General features: G+C 59.4%; 21 protein-coding genes. 6 read left to right on the top strand and 15 right to left on the bottom strand.

Going from position 1 to position 18,710, the window contains the following annotated elements; translation table 11 throughout:
• Window positions 1-9 precede the first annotated feature (9 nt).
• The gene (gene murA / locus ROSERS_RS01090; protein WP_041334558.1) at window positions 10-1,296 is read left to right on the top strand and encodes a UDP-N-acetylglucosamine 1-carboxyvinyltransferase; all 1,287 of its coding nucleotides are present in this window, start codon (window positions 10-12) and stop codon (window positions 1,294-1,296) included.
• Between the two features lie 85 nt (window positions 1,297-1,381).
• Here the strand turns inward: murA and ROSERS_RS01085 are convergent, their stop codons facing one another.
• Window positions 1,382-1,816: a hypothetical protein gene (locus ROSERS_RS01085; RefSeq protein ID WP_011955006.1), complete on the bottom strand. Its 435-nt coding sequence runs from the start codon at window positions 1,814-1,816 to the stop codon at window positions 1,382-1,384.
• 119 nt (window positions 1,817-1,935) lie between these two features.
• Here ROSERS_RS01085 and ROSERS_RS01080 point away from each other — a divergent pair, with 119 nt between their 5' ends.
• The 3 genes from ROSERS_RS01080 (at window position 1,936) to ROSERS_RS01075 (ending at window position 3,088) form a co-directional block, all read left to right on the top strand.
• Window positions 1,936-2,247: a YggT family protein gene (locus tag ROSERS_RS01080; protein WP_011955005.1), complete on the top strand. Its 312-nt coding sequence runs from the start codon at window positions 1,936-1,938 to the stop codon at window positions 2,245-2,247.
• A gap of 198 nt (window positions 2,248-2,445) precedes the next feature.
• Window positions 2,446-2,583 carry a hypothetical protein gene (locus ROSERS_RS25660; protein WP_157040915.1) on the top strand — a complete coding sequence of 46 codons (138 nt, stop codon included), beginning with the start codon at window positions 2,446-2,448 and terminating at the stop codon, window positions 2,581-2,583.
• A gap of 199 nt (window positions 2,584-2,782) precedes the next feature.
• Complete coding sequence (locus tag ROSERS_RS01075) at window positions 2,783-3,088, top strand: GlsB/YeaQ/YmgE family stress response membrane protein (RefSeq protein WP_011955004.1); 306 nt, start codon at window positions 2,783-2,785, stop codon at window positions 3,086-3,088.
• Between the two features lie 19 nt (window positions 3,089-3,107).
• Here the strand turns inward: ROSERS_RS01075 and ROSERS_RS01070 are convergent, their stop codons facing one another.
• The 11 genes from ROSERS_RS01070 to ROSERS_RS01015 form a co-directional block, all read right to left on the bottom strand.
• A complete protein-coding gene (locus ROSERS_RS01070; RefSeq protein WP_011955003.1) occupies window positions 3,108-4,373 on the bottom strand; it encodes a sensor histidine kinase in 1,266 nt (421 codons plus the stop codon).
• Window positions 4,374-4,375: 2 nt separating this feature from the next.
• Entirely contained in the window at window positions 4,376-5,002 is a 627-nt protein-coding gene (hisIE, locus tag ROSERS_RS01065) for a bifunctional phosphoribosyl-AMP cyclohydrolase/phosphoribosyl-ATP diphosphatase HisIE (RefSeq protein WP_011955002.1), read from the bottom strand.
• 7 nt (window positions 5,003-5,009) lie between these two features.
• Entirely contained in the window at window positions 5,010-6,527 is a 1,518-nt protein-coding gene (gene purH / locus ROSERS_RS01060) for a bifunctional phosphoribosylaminoimidazolecarboxamide formyltransferase/IMP cyclohydrolase (protein ID WP_011955001.1), read from the bottom strand.
• A 529-nt stretch (window positions 6,528-7,056) separates the two neighbouring features.
• Window positions 7,057-7,467 carry a response regulator gene (locus tag ROSERS_RS01055; RefSeq protein ID WP_011955000.1) on the bottom strand — a complete coding sequence of 137 codons (411 nt, stop codon included), beginning with the start codon at window positions 7,465-7,467 and terminating at the stop codon, window positions 7,057-7,059.
• 40 nt (window positions 7,468-7,507) lie between these two features.
• The gene (locus ROSERS_RS01050; RefSeq protein WP_011954999.1) at window positions 7,508-9,571 is read right to left on the bottom strand and encodes a response regulator; all 2,064 of its coding nucleotides are present in this window, start codon (window positions 9,569-9,571) and stop codon (window positions 7,508-7,510) included.
• A 150-nt stretch (window positions 9,572-9,721) separates the two neighbouring features.
• A complete protein-coding gene (locus tag ROSERS_RS01045; protein WP_011954998.1) occupies window positions 9,722-9,979 on the bottom strand; it encodes a hypothetical protein in 258 nt (85 codons plus the stop codon).
• A 1,018-nt stretch (window positions 9,980-10,997) separates the two neighbouring features.
• Window positions 10,998-11,804, bottom strand: coding sequence for a DUF4388 domain-containing protein (locus tag ROSERS_RS01035; RefSeq protein WP_011954996.1), 807 nt, complete (start codon window positions 11,802-11,804; stop codon window positions 10,998-11,000).
• A gap of 57 nt (window positions 11,805-11,861) precedes the next feature.
• Window positions 11,862-12,437 carry a GTP-binding protein gene (locus tag ROSERS_RS01030; RefSeq protein ID WP_011954995.1) on the bottom strand — a complete coding sequence of 192 codons (576 nt, stop codon included), beginning with the start codon at window positions 12,435-12,437 and terminating at the stop codon, window positions 11,862-11,864.
• Between the two features lie 62 nt (window positions 12,438-12,499).
• Window positions 12,500-12,994: a roadblock/LC7 domain-containing protein gene (locus ROSERS_RS01025; RefSeq protein WP_041331273.1), complete on the bottom strand. Its 495-nt coding sequence runs from the start codon at window positions 12,992-12,994 to the stop codon at window positions 12,500-12,502.
• A gap of 230 nt (window positions 12,995-13,224) precedes the next feature.
• A complete protein-coding gene (locus ROSERS_RS01020; protein WP_011954993.1) occupies window positions 13,225-13,512 on the bottom strand; it encodes a hypothetical protein in 288 nt (95 codons plus the stop codon).
• A gap of 321 nt (window positions 13,513-13,833) precedes the next feature.
• Window positions 13,834-14,277 carry an Hsp20/alpha crystallin family protein gene (locus ROSERS_RS01015; RefSeq protein WP_011954992.1) on the bottom strand — a complete coding sequence of 148 codons (444 nt, stop codon included), beginning with the start codon at window positions 14,275-14,277 and terminating at the stop codon, window positions 13,834-13,836.
• A gap of 125 nt (window positions 14,278-14,402) precedes the next feature.
• On the opposite strand from ROSERS_RS01015, the gene ROSERS_RS01010 reads away from it, so the two are divergent.
• Together ROSERS_RS01010 and ROSERS_RS01005 are read left to right on the top strand one after the other, a co-directional pair.
• Window positions 14,403-16,073 carry an ATP-binding protein gene (locus ROSERS_RS01010; RefSeq protein WP_011954991.1) on the top strand — a complete coding sequence of 557 codons (1,671 nt, stop codon included), beginning with the start codon at window positions 14,403-14,405 and terminating at the stop codon, window positions 16,071-16,073.
• Between the two features lie 13 nt (window positions 16,074-16,086).
• Window positions 16,087-16,818 (top strand): response regulator transcription factor, encoded by a 732-nt coding sequence (locus tag ROSERS_RS01005; protein WP_011954990.1) that lies wholly within the window; start codon window positions 16,087-16,089, stop codon window positions 16,816-16,818.
• A gap of 27 nt (window positions 16,819-16,845) precedes the next feature.
• Here ROSERS_RS01005 and ROSERS_RS01000 read toward each other — a convergent pair whose 3' ends face one another.
• The 3 genes from ROSERS_RS01000 to ROSERS_RS00990 all read right to left on the bottom strand — a co-directional run bounded on the left by ROSERS_RS01000 (window position 16,846) and on the right by ROSERS_RS00990 (window position 18,549).
• On the bottom strand, window positions 16,846-17,598 hold the full coding sequence (locus ROSERS_RS01000; RefSeq protein WP_011954989.1) for a segregation and condensation protein A: 753 nt from the start codon (window positions 17,596-17,598) through the stop codon (window positions 16,846-16,848).
• A 5-nt stretch (window positions 17,599-17,603) separates the two neighbouring features.
• Window positions 17,604-18,116 carry a hypothetical protein gene (locus ROSERS_RS00995; RefSeq protein WP_011954988.1) on the bottom strand — a complete coding sequence of 171 codons (513 nt, stop codon included), beginning with the start codon at window positions 18,114-18,116 and terminating at the stop codon, window positions 17,604-17,606.
• Window positions 18,117-18,267: 151 nt separating this feature from the next.
• Entirely contained in the window at window positions 18,268-18,549 is a 282-nt protein-coding gene (locus ROSERS_RS00990; protein ID WP_011954987.1) for a 4a-hydroxytetrahydrobiopterin dehydratase, read from the bottom strand.
• Window positions 18,550-18,710 lie beyond the last annotated feature (161 nt).

Raw genomic sequence — 18,710 nt, 5'->3', positions numbered from 1 at the left:
GCAATGAATGTGGAACGTTTCGTCATCGAAGGCGGTCACCGTCTCAGTGGAAGCATTAAACCATCCGGCAACAAGAACGCAGCGTTGCCACTGCTGGCTGCAACGCTGCTGACCAACCACGAGGTTGTGTTGCACAACATTCCGCAGATCGGCGATGTTGCAGCAATGATCGGGTTGCTGGAACGTCTCGGTGCGCGGGTTGAACGCCGTGGTTCGCACAGCTGGTCGATCTGCGCCGCCGATGTTGGATCGGCAGAACCGGATCCCGCGCTGGCGCGCAAGATTCGCGCCTCGGTGCTGCTCGCCGGTCCGCTGCTGGCGCGGCGCGGGTTCGCCGCCATCCCCCGACCTGGCGGCGACATGATCGGACGTCGGCGCCTCGATACGCACCTCAACGCCTTGCGCGATCTCGGCGCCTCTATTGAAGTCACTCCGACTGCCTACCTGCTGCATGCCGAACGACTGCGTGGCGCCGACCTGTTTCTCGACGAAATGAGCGTTACCGGCACCGAGCAGGCAATCATGGCGGCTGTGCTCGCCGAAGGGGACACCGTGATCAGCAATGCCGCTTCCGAGCCGCACGTGCAGGACCTCTGCCACTTCCTCAATCTGTTGGGAGCGCGCATCGAAGGGATCGGCACCAACCGCCTCTTCATCCAGGGTGTTTCGTCTCTGCGAGGCGGCGAGTATACGATCGGACCGGACTTCATGGAAGTGGCATCGTTCATCGGGCTGGCGGCAGTGACCCGCAGTTCCCTGCGGATCGTCGGTGCACGCCCCTCCGAGCACCGCATGACACGGATTGCGTTTGGTCGGCTGGGTGTTTCCTGGCGCGATGAAGGCGATGACATCGTTGTGCCGGCGGATCAGGAGTTGTGCATTCGCGATGATGTGCACAATGCCATTCCGAAGATCGACTCCTCACCCTGGCCCGGATTCAACCCGGACCTGATCAGCATCGCTATCGTGGTTGCCACGCAGGCGCGCGGGACGATCCTGATCTGGGAAAAAATGTTTGAGAGCCGGTTGTTCTTTGTGGATCGATTGATCAGCATGGGAGCGCGAATTGTCCTGTGCGATCCGCACCGCGTCGTGGTTGTCGGTCCGAGCCAGTTGTACGGCGAACCGGATGGATTGCCAAGCCCCGACATCCGCGCTGGCATGGCGCTCCTGCTGGCGGCGCTGTGCGCTCAGGGGCGCAGCGTCATTTACAATATCGGTCAGATCGACCGCGGCTATGAGCGGATCGATGAGCGTCTGCGCACCCTTGGAGCGCATATCGAGCGTGTGCGGTAGGGTGTGGTGTGAATCTCCGGCGAAGGGTTTCGGGCGGGCAACCGCATTGCCTTCACCCGCCCCGAGCGCCACGCGACGGCGAGCATCAATGCCGCAGGCGGTAGACGACGAGTGGTTGTGGTCCGCTCATATCGCGCAGCACAATGTCAATATCGGCGTGATCCACCATTCCGCGACTCAACGGGTCAAAATTGCGCTCACCCTCGATATAGTAGTAGTAGACAATCCCATTCAGCCGGAGACCACCGGGATTGCTGGCGCGCACGAAGACGCCTGGCGCCGCTTCAACGAGCGGATCATCGACGGTTCCATCGAGGCGGGTGAGTACCGCAGCGCGGAGTGTCTCCGCTTCCAGCGGGCTGAGCGAGCTGGCCGGTTGATGAGACATCAGCAGGAGTGCAACAAGCAGGGAACCGAACAGCAGCGCATTGACGATGAATAACCCCCAAAAGAAGCGCACACCACGCGCTGGCGCCGACGCCGCAGACGCATCAGAAACCGTAACCGACGGCGAGTACATCACTGCTCTGCCTCCTCTCACTTCCAGGTGCGCTGTAGTCCTGTTATAATCAACGGCGCCATCATCATATCTGGGTGCAATTAAGAACACGATGGTTCCTGCCTGAAACATCGCTGAGAATGTTCTCATTCATACCATATATACTGAAATATCGATACCTGACAGCGGCAACGGTGGTAATCGGCATTGTGGAGGGGGTACTGATCGCGCGGTTCGTCCTGCGGCTCTTCGCCGCACGCCCGGACAACCCGGTGGTTCAGGCGGTGTACGGTATCACGCAACCGTTGATTGCGCCGCTGCGCGTGCTCGATGCGGGGCAACCACAGTACGGCGCATCGCTCGAATTTGCGACACTCACGCTGCTGCTCGTGTTACCGCTCATCACTGCGCTTATGTGGAGATTGACCCAGAAGAATCCGTCAGATTCTTAGTTCTCCGTTCCTGGTTCTGGTTCTCAGTTCTCAGTTCTCGGTTTTCGGTTCTCGGTTCTCAGTTCTTGGTTCCTGGTTCCTGGTTCCTGGTTCTTGGTTCTTAGAGCCTATCCGAATAACCCGGCGGCACGCACGGCAATCACGCCACATGCGAAAAGGTTACAGTTCTTCGGATAGGCTCTCAGTACACCGGGTCGCATGACTGTTTCGAGTGTCGGAATGACGAACCTTGTGCGACAGGGTGTTTCCGCTCGCCGCCTGGCGACTGAAGTCGCGGCTGGCAGGCGGGAAGCCCGCCTGCGCGGGCGTGAGGGAGCGCATCCCGCTCGCCCGTAGACAAGCCCGTCGGACTTCCACGTCTTAGAGCCTGTCCGAATAACCCGGCGGCACGCACGGCAATCACGCCACTGGCGAAAAGGTTACAGTTTTTCGGATAGGCTCTTAGTTCTTGGTTCCTGGTTCTCGGTTCCTGGTTCTCGGTTCCTGGTTCTCGGTTCCTGGTTCTTGGTTCTCAGTTCTCGATCAGGAAAACGCTATGGACCCATTACAGTTGCTGATCCTGCTGGTAATTGCTGGAATCTGCGGCGCAGTCGCTGAGTTAATCGTCGGCTTCAGTCCGCCGGGATTACATGTGATGCTGGTGTCGATCATCATTGGCGTGATCGGCGCATTCATCGGCGCCTGGATCGCCAGCGTGCTCAACCTGCCCCCGATCACGGAGATCCGCGTGGGCACGATCCGTCTCAATCTCCTGTACACCATCATTGGATCAACGCTTCTGCTGGTGCTGCTCCAGGCATTGCGCAGCGGCAGACGATGGCTGTGGATCAACAGGAAGTAAACAACGCGGCGGAAAAGGGCTACGTCGCCGCTGGCAGGCATACGCGGAAGATCACCTGATCATCAGTGCACTGGACCGTGAGCGTACCGTGATGCTGCTCAATGATGCTGTAACTCAACGGCAGTTCAATGCCGTTCGCCTCACCGCGCACCGGACCGTCCGGGTCGAATAAACGCGGCAGATCGGCTTCATCGACCAGCGTGCCGGTATCGGCGAACTCTACCACGACCGACGGTGCAGTGTCATCATCCTGCCAGCAGGTGCGGATGGTCAATGTCCCCCCCCTGGGCATCGCATATGCAGAATTGAGGATCAGATTGTAACAGGCGAAGCGCAGATGCCCGGCGAAGCCAGACACTCGCAGATCGTCCGGCGCATAAAGGCATCGCACAACGATCCCGCGTTCACGAAGCACATCACTCGCCTGCTGGATCGCCTGATCAAGAATGCGGTGCAACGCCACCGGGCGCTTCCCCTGCCCCGACGAGCGGTAGAGATCGAGCATCCGCCGCACGCTTGCAATCACACGCTCCGTCTCCTGCTGCGCCATCCCCAGATAGCGCTGGCGTTTCTCATCGCTCAACGGACGATGCTGTAACAGATAGAGCGTATTGGCAATTGCCTGAAGCGGATTGTTAATCTCATGGGCAAGCGCAGCGGTCAAACGTCCAATCAGTGCAAGACGACCGGTATGCGCCTCATCGATCTGCCGCATACGCTGACGTAATTGCGTTTCACACTCGCCGATGCGATCCAGAGTCGAGCACATCAGCATTGCCGCACTCTGGAGACATGCGCCATATTCCTCGTCCTTACCCGCGCCGTCAGCCAGCGCGGCAACGATGACACCGCGTGATGCAACGCCGTGGAACGGCGCACAGACCAGAGTGGATTCTGATGCCAGGGTTCGTTCCCAGGCAGCGGTTGAAGACGCGGCAGGCGGAGCGACGACCAGACGTTTCTCAGCGATGGCAGCGCCAGCAAGACTGCCGGCAAGCGGCAATGCCGCCGGTAATGTCGGCGCCCGTCCAAACGATACCACCCGACTGAGGCGCAGCGTTTCCGCCTCCGCCAGAATGACGTAACCACGCAGCAAAAACGGCGCAGCGTCAAGCTGTGCCGCCATCGCGTCGAGCGCATCGGTTGCGGTGCGACAGCGCGTCAGCGCCAGACCTGCCCGGGCGATCCAGCCCAGGTAATCGGTACGCGTCGGCAGCGACGCTTCTTTACCATTTTCGTTGCCGTTCACGTGAACAACAGCAATGCCCTGCACATCTTGTGTCACGTTCAACCACCGTGGCGTCGCCGCAGTTCGTGCCAGACTGCTTCGATCGCCATCCCCTGTTGTTGCAGCAGAACCAGTGTGTGGTACATCAGGTCGGCAATCTCCCACGCCACTTCGTCAGGCGCGCCATTTTTCGCAGCGATGATCACCTCTGCCGCTTCCTCGCCAATTTTCTTGCCGATCCGATCCACACCGCCTGCAAGCATCTTCGTGGTGTACGATCCTTCTTTTGGCGCGGATGCACGTTGGGCGATCACATTCGCAAGATCGGTCAGGATCACCGACTGCGGCATGCGCACCGGGGTGACATCGCCATCAAGCGTGCGGTGAAAGCAACTTACACGACCGGTGTGGCACGTCGGTCCCGCTGGCTCAGCCAGCACCAGCAATGCGTCGCCATCGCAATCCTGCCGGATTTCGATAAGGCGCAGCACATTGCCGGAGGTCTCACCCTTGCGCCAGAGCGCCTGGCGACTCCGGCTCCAGAAGGTCACCATGCCCGACACCAGCGTCTGCTGCAACGCCTCCTCGTTCATGTATCCCAGCATCAGCACCTCGCCGCTCCGCGCATGCTGAACGATAGCCGGGATCAGACCTGATGCGTCGAACTTAATACCGTTGCCTGTCATAGCACGCTCAGTGCAGAAAATGTCGTCTGCCGGTGAACACCATCGCCATGCCGAGCCGGTTGGCGGCGGCGATCACCTCATCATCGCGCACCGATCCGCCGGGCTGAATAACCGCTGTTGCTCCCGCCGCCGCTGCAATCTCGACACTATCGGGGAACGGGAACAGCGCATCGCTGGCGATGACCGAACCGGCGAGCGAGAGACCAGCGTTCTGCGCTTTCCACACCGCCACCCGCGTACTATCGACGCGACTCATCTGCCCGGCGCCGATGCCTAACGTCCGGTCGGCAGCAGCAAACACTATCGCGTTCGATTTGACGTGCTTCACCACGCGCCAGGCAAAGCGCAGCGCAGCCCGTTCCGTCTCAGTCGGAGCGCGCTGTGTCACAACCTGGAACGGCTCCTCATCGAGCGGCGCAAGGTCTGGCTCCTGCGCCAGGATACCGCCGGGCACGCTGTGGTATGCCAGCCCGCGGGCAAGGCGAACGGGGCGCAGCGCACGCATCAGGCGGCGGTTCTTCTTCTTCCGCAGCAGCGCCAGCGCATCATCGGCGAACGCTGGCGCAATGACAATCTCGGAGAAAATCTCGTCAATCGCCTGCGCCAGCGGCAGATCAAGCGTCTGGTTCACCGCAATGATGCCGCCGAACGGCGCCTCGCGGTCGGTCGCAAATGCCTTTTCCCAGGCTTCGAGCGGCGTTGCACCGATGCCGACGCCGCACGGGTTCGTATGCTTGACGATTGCCAGTGCGGCGCCTTCCTGTGGATCGAACTCCTCGATCAACCCCTGTACCGCAGCAATATCAAGGATGTTGATATACGACAACTCACGACCGTGCAGTTGCTCGAAGAAGGTGTGAAACTCGCCATAAAGCGCAGCGCGCTGATGTGGATTCTCACCGTAGCGTAAATCCTGCGCCTTGCGGAACGCCAGCGGCAGCGTCTCCGGGAAGGGTTCATCGGACAGATACGCAGCAATCGCAGCATCATACGCTGCTGTATGAGCAAACGCGCGCGCTGCCAGACGCCGGCGCAGGTTAGGCGTCACCGCTTCGGAGCGCAGCGCCGTCAGCACCGGATCATAATCATCAGGACTGACCACCACCAGCACCGAGTCGTGGTTCTTGGCAGCGGCGCGTACCAGGGCAGGACCGCCGATATCGATCTGCTCGATTGCTTCGGCAAAGGAAACATCGGGACGGGCAATCGTCTCGCTGAAGGGGTAGAGATTAACAGCGACAATATCGATCGGCGCAATACCGTGGACATCCAGCGCCGCCATGTGTCCAGGATCGTCACGACGCGCCAGGATGCCAGCATGAATGGCAGGGTGGAGCGTTTTCACCCGCCCGCCGAGAATCTCAGGAAAACCGGTGACATCACTGACCGGTCGAACCGGAATACCGGCGGCCGCAAGCGTTCGCGCCGTGTTGCCGGTCGAAACAATCTCGTACCCGAGTTCAACCAGACCGGCAGCGAATGCCTCGATGCCGCGCTTATCAGAAACGCTCAACAGTGCACGCACACAGCGCCTCCAATGGTACAAACGCCGCCTGCCTTTTCGGAAATTGCACGCTGTTTGCACAGCAGGCGCATTGTTCAGCCTTCATTGTACCACAGAGCATCAGGTACATTTTTTTGAATATATAGCAGTTCTCAGATACGTTGACCTCTGTCTGGCCCGCCGTGTCGTGCGAAGCGCCCGCGTCCGGCAGAGTGTAGACCGAAATTCATTTCGGTCGCCTCTTGGGGCGCGCAATTCTGGGACTGCTATAACATAGGGTACGAGAAGGGAGCGCCAGGGAAGGTTCGGAGTTCCCTGGCGTTCATGTCTGTCGGACCCCAACGCAGCGACAGCAGACGGCAACCGGACGTTCGCGCACCCAGGGGCGACACATCCTTTCGGGTGCGCGAGTCTCCGCCCGCATGCCTGCCTGCGTCAGCAGTGGATGACCAGTTGCGCAGGACACAGGACGCCTGCAGAGCGATTCTCGATCAGCACAGGAGAACCACAGATCGCTGGCTCCACAATCCTGTCGTCGATCCGAACGATTTCAGCGTGGCTGCCAGACTTCGGCGCCTTCCAGCAGTAACCTGATCTGCTGCGGGAAACGGTCGAAATCGATAGGTTTGCCGATGAACCCATCGAACCCGGCGGCGCGGGCGCGCGCTTCGTCCTGGGGCAGAACGTTGGCGGTCACCGCTGCAATGCGAGCCGCGCGCAGTTTCGGGTGTGCGCGCAATTGACGCGACACCTGGTACCCATCTTCGTAGGGCAGTTGAATATCAAGCAGGACGAGATCGACACGTGTCACCGTCTCGATCAGTTTCAACGCCTGCCGACCGGACGCACGCGCATTGACGTAGCGAATGCCCATCATGCGGAGCAGATCGACAGTTATCATCAGATTGTTTGCGTCATCCTCTATGACCAGCACATAAGCGTCTTCCGGGCGGATCATCATTCTATTCCTCCTTCTACGGGGAAGTGTCGTGTGTTTCCTGTCAGTTCGCGGACACATCCATCGCATTCCTGGCGTTCAACAGTTCCATGACACGATTGAGCAAATGTTCAGGAGACGTGTCACCTTTGGCGAGCAGGGCTTTGACACGCTGCGCAAGATACGCGCGCTCCTGAATGGTCAGGTCTTTCGCCGACAACACAACAACCGGAATATGCCGGGTGTGCGGATCGGTTTCCAATCGTTTCAGAATCGTGAACCCATCGATTTCCGGCATCATCAGGTCGAGGATGATCAGATCGGGTCGCCGTCGAACTATCTCTGCCCAGCCCTGTGCGCCGCTGTTCGCCGTGTGCACCTGGTACGCACCTGCCCGATTGAGACAGGTGGCAATAATTTCGAGCTGATTGCGATCATCATCGATGACGACGATCGAAGCGTTCTTCTGGACCAGGTGCGCTACGGTAGCGCGCAATTGCATCTCATCGATCGGTTTGATCAGGTATGCGCTGGCCCCGAGATGAAATCCGAGACGCTGCTGTTCGACAATCGTGTAGAGCGCCACCGGGATCGCCTGTAACTCTGAATCGGCTTTCAGATCCGCCAGAATCTCCCAGCCATCGCGGTGCGGCATCAGCACGTCCAGGATGATCGCTGCTGGCTTAATCCGCCGCACCTCTGCAATGGCGTGACGGCTGTCGGTGACTGCAACCACCGAGTATCCGTCGCACGATAGATACGTGCGAACGATCTCAATGGCTGCGGGATCATCGTCGATCACGATTATCGGAATTGCGCCCGACGGTTCGTATGTCTGCGACGACTCAGGCGATGACGCAGACTGAGTCGCTGCCGTCAGCGGCAGGCTGAACGAGAAGGTCGAGCCGACCCCCACAGCGCTTTCGACCCACAACCGGCCGCCGTGCAGATCGACCAGGCGACGGCAGATCGCCAACCCCAAGCCGGTGCCCTCGTAGCGACGATTGCTGGCATTGTCCAGTTGGCGAAATGCCTCGAAGATCTTTTCGAGGTGCTCCGGTGCAATACCGATTCCTGTATCGCTCACATGGATCACGATCTCGCCATTGCACCCTTCGGCGTGCACCGTGATTGTGCCAGCATCGGTGAACTTTGCCGCATTCGAGAGCAGGTTGAGCAAGACCTGCCGGACGCGCGTGCGATCAGCGTAGACCGGCGGCAGGTGTGGCGCAATCTCGCTCCGCAGTTCGATCGGCTTCTCCTTGACCAGTCCGCTCGCCGTCGCCAGAACACTCTGAATGAGGTCGCCGATCTGGAAAGATTCGCGGAAGAGTTCCATTCGACCAGCTTCGATCTTCGACAGATCGAGAATATCGTTGATCAGTCCCAGCAGATGCTCTCCGCTCTGCCGCACCCGATTCAGGTAATCGATCTGCTCTGGCGTCACGGGTCCGCGTGCACCGGTGCTGATGATGCGGGTAAAGTTGATGATTGAATTCAATGGCGTGCGCAGTTCGTGCGACATGTTCGCCAGAAATTCGCTCTTGATCTGACTGGCATGCTCGGCTGCGGCGCGCTCGGTTGCCAGGCGCACATTTTCGCGCATGGCGACGACCTGGCGAACCATGACAATCACCGTCAAAGCCAGCGCACCGATGATTAAGTCGCCAAGCGGTCTCGTCCAGTTTTGAATGGTCACCGCCAGCAATAACCCAAAACCGACGACGATGCCGAGATAGGGGAGCAGGTTGAGCGAGGCGGTTGTTGCGCCATCGGTTGCAGACTGACGTGCTGGTGCAGCCTGACTGGTGAGTTGCAACTGGGCGGCGACGGCAAAGATGGTGTATGCCACGATCCACAAACTGCTGGGCCACATACCTTCCTGGTATGTTTCACTCATCATCATGCTCGAATAACCAAGGTCGCCCGCGAGGAACGCCAGCAACCCAAGACTGAACATATGCATGGGTAGAGCGCTGCGCCAGTTGTCGCTCTTGAGCGCAATGTGCACAACGCCAAACAGGACGATCAGATCGCCAACCGGGTACGCAAGTAACAATGCGGTCAGCCACGGATCGTCCAGACCTGCACCGGCGCGTGGTACAACACTGAAGAACCAGATCAGCATGCCCCCGCCCACCAGCGTAGCGCCCGCATCGAGCCAGAAGGCGACCCGTTCCGCGCGTTGACGAGGAGCAGTGGGCAGAAAGAGCAGTCCGATCAGGGTCAGCGGATAGAAAGCAAGCCAGAAGAGATCCGCCCACGAGGCAGCCGGCTCCTAGTGGAGCGCCTTCGTATAAATAAGCCAGATCGCGTTCCCCAACCCGCTGGCGAGGAACGCGGCTCCAAAGAAGAGCCAGCTGCGCCGTATTCTCGCAGGCACGTGCGCAGCGCGCACAATGCGAAACGCGAGCACAATTGCAACCGCGCCGAAAAACAGATACCCGGTTTGTGCCAGCCAGTTGCGAGTCTCTGCGTCCCCCAATTCGAGCGCCATCCAGACAGCGCAGGGGATCACAAGAATCAGCGCCATCATCGCCAGCGCGCCGCCTCAATCGTGCGACCAGGTCCGAAGAGTCTGTCGAATTGCGTATATATGCGCCATGGCACGATGTCCTCCCAATCTGCCATACGCTCATCGCCCCTCCTGGTCATGCACCAGAGCCAGGATCGTAGCGGTAGACGTTCGCAGAAGCAGTGCTGCAAAAACGATACGACGTATAACAAACAACCGCTTACGATAATAACTGGCGAGTATAACCAGAGCGTACCCACCACCGACGGACGGATGGCAGAGAGGGCATGTTCCTCATCAGGAAGCTATTTTTAGAATTGCGAGCAGTGGAAGATTGGCAAGCGGCAGGTGCGACCGTAGCGACGTTGCACCGCAACATCTCCGCTTGCTCCGGGTGCAGTCATGCATTGACAAGAAGGTGAGCGCTCCGCATGCGCATCCCCCAGCGTGCGGGCGCGGCAGCGCCCGCCGTGCGCCCCGCCCATCGGTTCAGCGTCGGGCGGGGCGGCGCGGCTGGTTCCGCCGCATGCGCATGCGCCAGGGCGAGCAACGCCCGCGCGGACGTGAACGCCCGCGCTGCGCGCACGAAGCCCCGCTGGCGCGGGGCTGGCGCGGAGCACCCGCACGCGCCAGCGCGGGCGCGGCAGCGCCCGTCGTGCGTTCAGCCTGGCGCTTATGGTCTTTGAATAAATCATTCGGTATAGCCCGCGCAGGCGGGCTTTGCCTCGCCTGGCCGAGGGCTTATGGTCTTTGAACAAATAATCCGCTACAGCCCGCGCAGGCGGGCTTTGCCTCGCCTAGCCGAGGGCTTCAGCCCCACGGCTAGCGCGGCATAGCGGAATAAATTCTCAATCTCCATCAGCCCCACGGCTATACGGGATAGCGGATTAAATGCTCAATCTCCATGAGCGTCGGGCGGAGCGGCGCGGCTGCCTGACCATTCGTGCCTGCAACCCCTTCGGTATCCTGACGTTGTCGTGGTGCAGTGGACAGGTGCGAAGGTTGCAGATGCGACAGGGGAAAGCAACCCCTGACGAGATCACATCGTGCGAAAGACCTGCTGAGTAAAAGAGCGCATTTGCGCAACAGGCTCACGAACGCGCGCTTCGCCAAACGAGCGCATCGCCGATGCCTCAAAGAGGCTGAGGGCAGTCGTGACCTGTTCCGGCGTTGCCGTATCCTGGTCGTGGATGCCGGCGCGCACATACGCTTCGACCAGCAGCGCGCGGGCGGCAGGACCGAGCGCCTCCAGAACAATGCGTTCAAGTTCGGGGAACAACGAGTCGGTCAGGTTCGAGTCACGTTTTTCAACCAGACCACTCTCGAGGAGGCGATTCAGGATTTCGCACGTGCGCGCCTCACCCAGGCCGCTGCGTTGCGCGATATACCCGACCGTATTTTTTCCGTTCACCATCGTCAACACGCGCCACTCATCGGCTTCCAGGCTGATCTCGCTGCCAGTAGACGCCGGATTGGGCACAAGACGCAGGATCGTCGTCGAGGAAAGCACAGGTTCCGGGGCGTGCGCCAGCGCTTCCTGGCGCATAATGCCTTCCATGATAATCATATTGTTGCTCTGCGTAATCGTCGGCTTATCGAGCAACACATCTTCGTGAAAGCGGAAAGGACCAGAGGTAAGGGTAAAGAAGGTATACGCCGCTTCGAGGGGGGGCAGCGATCCCAGGCGTGCACCGATAATCCGCCCATCGCGGAAATAGAGCCAGCCATCGATCTCCTGCGTGCCGCGCTTCCCCTGGAGATGCACAGCACCCGACTTATTGCTCAACTCGATCAACTGAATAATGTCGGTCAGCGAAAACTCGCTCAAGTCGCCCGCGAGTGCCATGGCTTTCATCCCAGGCGCACAGATAGAAGGCGTATCGCCGCCAGGAATCCGCGCGCGCTACAGTTTGCTAATGACCAGTTTGCTGATCGCCTTCAACGTATCGAACACGCCAGCGCCATTCGTCGCCGTTGCCTCGAACCGCTGCCACCCAAGCGTATTCAGATATTTATCGAGCGTCGCGACCGGCAGCGCACCGGGGACATCGCGCTTATTGTACTGCAACACGACCGGAAAATCCTGGAAGCGCTTGTTCTGCCGCGTGATATTGACCGCCAGTTCGCGCAGGCTGCGAATATTTTCTTCGAGTTTGTGCTTTTGCGAATCGGCGACGAAGACGACCCCGTCGGCGCCGCTGAGCACAGCGACGCGGGTTCGCTCGTACAGCACCTGACCGGGAACCGTGTAGAGGTGAAAGCGCGTCTGAAACCCGCGCACCTTTCCCAGATCGAGCGGCAAAAAGTCGAAGAACAGGGTGCGCTCGGTCTCCGTAGCAATCGACAACAACTCCCCTTTGGCTTCTTTGGGCACCTGGCTGTGGATATACTGCAGGTTGCTGGTTTTCCCGCTCATGCCAGGGCCGTAGTACACGATCTTGCAATGGATCTCACGTGCAGCAACGTTGATCAGAGCCATAGGTCCTCTCGTCTGCATGCCGGCGGCCGTGCCCGATGGCGCGAAAGCGCGGCAGTGGCCGACTAGTCGCGGAACAGGAGGTCAATCGTATCTTCCATCGAAGTGCGGAACGACGAGCCGAGCACATCGTCGCGCGCCTTTTGTTGTTCGCGCACACGCTCGAGAACCACACTCAGATCATCGGTGGCTTTTTTCGTCAGCACTTTCACCAATCCGATATGCGTTCCTTTGTTGAAGATGATGCACAGTATCCACTGGTCTTCGATCAGCGAGATGAAGATGTTCTCCCGCACGCCTTGCGTAAACAACTGGCGGAAGTCTTTTTCGCGCAGCAGTTTGGCAACCTCGCGCGAGGAGGCGAAGGTGCCGGCAATCAGCGCACCCAGGGCGGTAATATCCTGGCGTGCGGCGTCTCCCTGCGCTGTGATCACCTGCCCGCTCTTGTCGAGAAGCAACACATAGTTGCCACCCGTGTCTTCAGCCAGGCGCACAAGACATTCTTCAATAACTTTGATCTCTTCGGCAGGAACAATCTGGCTCGTCAGTTGTGGATCCATGCGGCTCTCCACTCTGTGTGCACCGGGAAAGGCGCGCTGCATACGCATCGCCTCGTTGTCCGTTATTATAGCACACCGTTCATACCGCAAGCCGCCTGCACGCGCCAACCGGTTGTTGCGGGCGTGCGGCGCATCTGCGGCAGTCTATTCTCCATTATACTACACAGTTTCATATCAGAAGATGATCGAAGCAGTAACAACGTGATTGCAGCTTTGCTACATCAGGCGCTCTATGCGTCGTTCTCGGCGTTGCGCTCACGTTCTTTGGGCGGACGCCCCGTGCGGATGTTGCGCAACGATTGAATGGTGGCCGCCAGCGCCCGATCCGCCCACCCGTAGATCGTCGGGCGGCTCTTGCGCAAATCTTCAGCAATCTGGGTGACGTTGGTGCGGTATTCGGGATCGAACGTCGCCAGATTGATGCGCGCCGATGCAACGATCTGTAAAATCTCTTCCTCGCTCAGGTCGTGCTCGCGGATAAGTTTCCTTGCTCGCTTGCTACTCAGATCGAGTCGCATAGATGCGCACCCCTACACTGATGCCCTGGCTCATAACTCTGGCGGGCAGGCTTGTGCCGACTGGTTGCTTTGATGTGATCATAGCATGCAGAATCTCGAATGTCCAGTGCTGTTTGTAAACAGTAATTGCGCCATTGTCCCATGCACGCTGCGCTGCACAACCGATCAGGTAGCGGCTTATGGCATGTGGAAACCGGTCGAATATTCTTTCGAGATGTGACGACATGTAAGTATTAACAGACTGTCGTTCATTGATAAAAATGCCCTGCCCGTCAGCGTATCGGCGCCGACGGGCAGGGCAGCGAGGGGCTGCACGAAGGATCAGTTGGTCGTCGGATTGATCAGAATGCGGCGCGGCTTGACTTCTTCAGCCTTGGGGATCTCCAGCCGCAACACGCCGTTGCTCAGTGTCGCCTTGATGGCGTCTGCCTTGACCGAGCGCGGCAGTGCAACCTGGCGCTGGAAGGCGCCGTAGCGCCGCTCGATCCGATGATAGTTGCGCTTCGTCTCCTGCGACTCCTGCTTGATCTCGCCTTTGATCGTCAGTACACTATTTTCCACCGTCACTTCCAGATCTTCCGGCTTCAGCCCGGGCACTGCCGCTTCGACCAGATAGGCATCCTCGGTTTCGCTCAGGTCGAGCGCCGGTACGAAGCTGCCACGCGCCAGATCGGGGCGCACGAAGCTTTCCTCGAACAACTGATTCATCGCTTCGCGCAGGGTCATCATCTCCTGGAAGGGATCCCAGCGAGTCAGGTTGGTCATGGCTCTTCCTCCTTCTTTTTTCGGGTGTATCAGGTTTTGTCGCCTTGTGCGACTGTTGTTTTCCTGCTTTCGTTGAGCAGTATATGTCATGTGTGTTAGAATGCCGTCTATGGAGCGTTAGAACGATGTTAGACCGGTATGACCAGCGTTTGCGGCAACTCGAGTCGTTGCTGCGCATCAGTCGTGCGATCACGGCGCACCTCGATCTGACCAGTGTGCTCAACCTGGTGATCGAGGTGGCGGTTGACCTGCTCGCCGGCAACTCCGGTTTGATCGCGCTGCGCGATGATGACGGCGTGACGCGCATCTATGCGGCGTCGGGGCTGGCGCGCGAAACCTGGCCCGCTTTTACCGATCTGCTGGCGACCCCCATCGACGATCAACCGACGCTGGTGCGCCGCCTGCGCGAGGTTGGCGCCGACATCGGGCTGCCGTTGCGCCACGTGAGTGCGTTGCCGCTCGTGTTTCGCGGCGCGACGGTCGGGGTGATCTATGTCTTTCGTGCGGCGCTGAATGTCGAGTTCACCGCAGAGGAACATCAACTCCTCACTGCTTTCGCCGATCAGGCGGCTATCGCGGTTTCGAATGCGCGCCTGTTCCAGAGTGTGCTGCGCGAAAAGCAGCACCTCGATGCGCTCATCGAGAATAGTGCCGATGGCGTGATGATCCTCGACTCGCGCTGGCGTATTACGACGTTCAACCGCGCCATGGAACAGCTGACCGGGTGGAGTCGTGAAGAGGCGATCGGACGTCCCTGCGCCGAGGTGCTGGCGATCCATACGCCGCAGGGCGCCAACCTCTGTCTGACCGATTGCCCGCTGCAACGGCAACCGTTCGAGCCGAACCCCGTTGCGGAAGGGTGGATCACCACCCGCGACGGTCGACGTCTCTATATTCAGAGTCGCTACGCCGCACAGCGCACTCCACAGGGTGCATTTTTGGGCGCAATTGCGAATGTCCGCGATGTGACCGAGCAAAAGATCGAGGCGGAGATGCAGAATACCTTCATCTCGGTTATTTCGCACGAACTGCGTACACCGGTCAGCATTATCAAAGGGTATGCTGAAACGCTGGCGCGCCAGGATGCAGCCTGGGATGCTGCGACCCTGCGGGAAGGGTTGATGGTCATTATCGAAGAGGCTGACCGTCTGGCGCAACAGATCAATACGCTGCTGGAGGCGTCTCGCCTGCAAACCGACGGGATGCGGCTGGAATTGAGCGACTGGCCGGTGCGTCCGCTGGTGGAACGTGTGGTCGAGCGATTCATGCCGCAGGCAGGCGAGCGATTTACCTTCGAGATCGACATCCCTGATGATTTGCCACCGGTGCACGCCGACTATGAGCGCACCCGCACTGTGCTGGAAAATCTGGTCAGCAATGCGATCAAGTACAGTCCGAACGGCGGACTGGTGCGCATCGCGGCGCGCGTGAGCGGTGATTATGCGATCATCTCGGTCAGTGATCAGGGGATTGGCATTCCGTTCGAGGAGCAGAAGAAACTTTTCCGTCGCTTCTACCGCGTCGATAATCGTCTGCGCCGCGAAACGCAGGGGGCTGGACTGGGGTTGTTCCTGTCGCGTGTCATCGTCGAAGCGCAAGGGGGGCGAATTTGGGTGGACAGTCGACCCGGACGCGGTTCCCGCTTTTCGTTCACCGTACCGCTGGCGACGCCGATGCTGAGCGACCGGACAGCGGCGCCTGAAGCGCCATCTACTTCTTCTGAAGGCACAAGCGAACCGCCAGCCATGTTGCCGCCGTACACCGAACCGCCGCTGCTCGAGGACCATGAACAGTGAGGAACTCACACATATGTCAGAACTCAAAGACAAATTGATCCTCGTCGTTGATGACGAGCCGCGCATGGTCAATTTCATGCGCATGAATCTGGAGCTTGAGGGGTGTCGGGTTATCAGCGCATCGAACGGACGTGAGGCGCTGGAGAAGGTGCGCGACGAGATGCCCGATGTCGTGTTGCTGGACATTATGATGCCAGTGATGGATGGTTTCGAGACCCTGCGCCGACTGCGGCAGGCGTCGTCGGTGCCGGTGCTGGTGCTGACCGCTAAGGACGATGAAGAGGACCGTATCAAAGGGTTGGAATTGGGCGCCGATGATTATATCGGCAAGCCGTTCAGTCACCGGGAACTGGTGAGTCGCATTCGCGCCGTGCTGCGGCGCCACTATACCCCGCCGCCAGCGCCGCAAACCCTGGTGAAGGTAGACGACCGACTTCAGATCGACTTTGCCCGACGCGAGGTGCTGGTGAACGGCGAACGGGTGAACCTGCGCCCGACCGAGTATCGGTTGCTGTACCACCTGGTGCAGAATGCCGGGTATGTGATGACCCACGAGCAACTCCTGAGCAAGGTGTGGGGTCCGGAGTACCGCGATGAGACGCACTACCTGCGGCTCTATGTCACCTATTTGCGCCAGAAGATCGAAGAGGACCCGGCAAACCCGAAGTACATTCTGACCGAACGCGGAATCGGGTATCGTTTTGTCGATTTCAAGCGCGACCACGACGGGAGGAGCGAGGGGTGATAACGTTGAAGGTTGAACGTTGAAGGTTCAACCCTCCACCTCCAACTCCCAACCAGCAACGAACCCTGGTCCGTGGCGGATCACAATCGCGCCAAAGAGACCGGTCTGTTCGACCGTAACCGCGCGGCGTTTCCACATTTCCAGCACCGCCCAGAATGCGACGATGATCTCTATGCGTCGGGCGGTCAGCGAGGTGATTTCTTCAAATGCGATCCAGGAACGTTCCGATAGAAGCGCTCGAATGCGCTCAACCATATCGCCGACTGTGACGATCTTCGGTGCGGGAAGCGCAACAGGCGGCGGATCGAGTGGCAGCATCAACTGCATGCGGCGTTGTATGGCAGCAATCAGGTCGGCGACCGTATGGTCGAGCGACGCGGCGCGGGGCGCCGGAGGCGGGGCAAGCCGCAGATACATGCGACGACCTTCATAGAGGCGCAGCAGCGCAGCGAGTCGGCGGAAGCGCTGATAATCCTGCAACTGACGCACCAGTGCGTCGTCATCGTCGTCTGGCGCCGCATCATCGGTCGCTGGCGGTTGTGGCAGCAATGCCCGCGATTTCAACAGCAGCAAACGCGCTGCCACAACCAGAAATGCCGAGAGCGACGCCGGATCCGGCGCTTCCATTGAACGCACATGAGCAAGGTACTGTTCGGCGACGTGCGCAAGCGCCACGCTGGTAATATCCAGTTCCTCGCGCTCGATCAGGCGCAGCAGCAGCTCGAGCGGACCCTCGAATACCGGCAGAGTTATGGTGTAGTCGAGATGATCGACGAACATGGCGTTCAATTCGTATCATCAGCAGCGCGTAGTGCGTCGGTGAACGGCGTTGCGCGTCGTTCGGCGTAGTCGCTCAGGATCTGCACGACCTCTGGATGACTGCCTGCCGCCCGGGCGTAGATGACGCTGCGCTGCTCGTGGGTGGCGTGAAGCGCGAACGGGTAGAGCAGACCGCGACCATTGCGCGCGGCGCGCTGGTACAGATCGGGAGCATACTGTTGCAGCAGCACAATAATGGCATAGTATATCAGGGGGATGGTGCGACCGTTCGGATCAACCTTTCCGCAATCGTGCAACAACGCCGCCTGGAGCAGATGTGGATCGGTGTGACCGGCGCGCACCAGTGCGTGATAGACATCGAGGCTATGCCGTTGAGCGAACCGCGGCATACGCTCAAAGAGCAGCAGCTGCGGATCGCTCAACGTGCACACGAGCAGGACGCGTTCGTCCAGACGAATACTGGCGATCAGGGCGGTGACGAATTGACGAACCCGGTAACGCCACCTGCGTTGCGCCATCCCAACCTTTCGTCGGTCTGTCTCGCTCTTCGCAGCAATGCTGACGGAGAACGATGCGGATCACTGTGCCGGGCTTCCATTGCGTGCACGGGTCGCAACAGATATTGACGATGCGCACCGGTACACCTGTCTGAACCACACCGCTCGCTGCCTACATAATCTCATCGATCTGGGTGGCCAGATCGAAGTCCTTCTGCGTTAAGCCGCCAGCGTCGTGGGTGGTCAGGCTTAGCGTCACCTTACGCCAGCGAATATCGATATCGGGATGGTGTCCAGCAGCCTCAGCCAGAAAGGCGACGTTGACAACAAATGCAATTGCAGAAGGGAACGAGGGAAGTTGAAATGTCTTCCGGATCTCGTTGCCCTGGCGTGTCCATCCGGTCAGATCGCCGAGGCGCTCTTCGATCTCGGCATCGCTCAGTCGAGTTGCCATACGTATGTCTCCTTACAGATGCACAAACAATCGATTCCAACTCACACCGGGATAGCGCCCCCGCGTGTGAGGCAGGTTGACGAACAGCCCGCAACGCAGCGCGTTAACGGCATTATAGCCGATGGCGGCACAAAGACGGATGGATGACGCACGGTTACACA

Source organism: Roseiflexus sp. RS-1, assembly GCF_000016665.1.
GTDB lineage: Bacteria > Chloroflexota > Chloroflexia > Chloroflexales > Roseiflexaceae > Roseiflexus.
Note: the sequence above shows the minus strand (reverse complement) of the source record. Positions and strands in the feature narration are given on the sequence as shown.